General features: G+C 35.9%; 2 protein-coding genes. Both read right to left on the bottom strand.

Annotated elements, in window-relative coordinates; genetic code table 11:
- Positions 1 to 32: 32 nt before the first annotated feature.
- A complete protein-coding gene (locus tag HMPREF9007_RS00120) occupies positions 33 to 308 on the bottom strand; it encodes a hypothetical protein (protein ID WP_008763880.1) in 276 nt (91 codons plus the stop codon).
- A gap of 81 nt (positions 309 to 389) precedes the next feature.
- Positions 390 to 1,282: SMI1/KNR4 family protein (locus HMPREF9007_RS00125; RefSeq protein ID WP_008763914.1), on the bottom strand; the 893-nt coding region annotated here is incomplete at its 5' end.

Below are 1,282 nucleotides of genomic sequence, written 5' to 3'. Positions count from 1 at the left end.
CTCCCAACTAAGCATATATTGGCTATGTGATATTAAATATTCTTCATTTTTTCTTCGTATTCATTTTCTAAACACAAAGCACCACCTACAATAACATCACCATTAGTTTCTAAATCAAAATACTCTTTTTCATATCTGGGTTTTAAAATTATAATACAGCTTTTTTGTCCATTAAAATCTAAAAAACTGTCAGATTTGAAAAGAAGAAATGTAGGAGAAAGTTGCTTTACCACTATACCATGAAGAACATTACTACCATTATGATTGAAATCCCACGGTTCATCTACTGTTAGTTTGTACTTGACCATATTTATTAATTTTCTTTAGTTGGTAATGTTCGGTGGATAATCATCATTAAAGGAGATTGATCCGCTTGTTATCTGCCCGCTTTATTCCTCTTCTTCGATGAAATGATTTATAAAGTAATTGAATGACTGGGCGATGTAACGAGTATTTGTTTCAAAGTTGTATTCTCTTGAAGCGTTTTCGTCCCACTCGTCAGTCACGTAATAGTAAATCTTTTTATTCTTCAAGTTCAACGCATAATAGTTTCCACCCGAATCCATAGCAAAAGGCAACAGATTGCATGGCATTAAATTCCTACTCCATATATCTTTGGCTATGACTTCAATTGTTTCAAAAGCATTGGTGCGTTCCTTTATCGGAAAGAACGCATTTATCTCCACCCGATCCAAATCCTCGTCCTGCGGTTGAAAACAATATGGTGATGGCATACCACCGTTGAACTTGAGGTAAAAGTTCTTCATGCCTGCCGGAATCTTTACATTCAACTCAACCTCAAAATTCTTTATATCTTCTTTTGTTAGCGAAGCCGAACAGTCCGAAAGTTCAGGCATTACACCTGCTGTCTCCGTTTGTCCCTCTTCGATTTCTTCTATTGCTGGAATTGCTTTGTGCCCGTCCAAAACAACGAGATTGTCAAAGAAATCATCTATTGAATTTGCAACAAGTCGTGGCTCTCCAAAATTGAAGATTACATCTTGCATCCCCACAATAGGGTAAAGATAGATCTTTCCATTAACCAAGTCTATGGTAATCCGACCTTCATCGGTAGATTCCATAGCAAAAATAAGAATGCTATCAGATATAGCTCCTGCTTTTCTTAACTCTAATGTTTCGCCTTCTGCCGTATATCTGGGGTCATTCTTAAAATCCTTGTTATATTTGAATGGGAAGAAATCTTCAATTTCCACCTCTTGATATTTATTTATGCTTGCGATCTGTTTCGTAGAACCTCCATTATATTGTAAATAGAACTCTT

This window comes from Bacteroides sp. 1_1_14, from assembly GCF_000162515.1.
Classification (GTDB): Bacteria; Bacteroidota; Bacteroidia; order Bacteroidales; family Bacteroidaceae; genus Bacteroides; species Bacteroides thetaiotaomicron.
The sequence above is the reverse complement of the archived record's forward strand: the minus strand, read 5'-3'. Positions and strand labels throughout refer to the sequence as shown.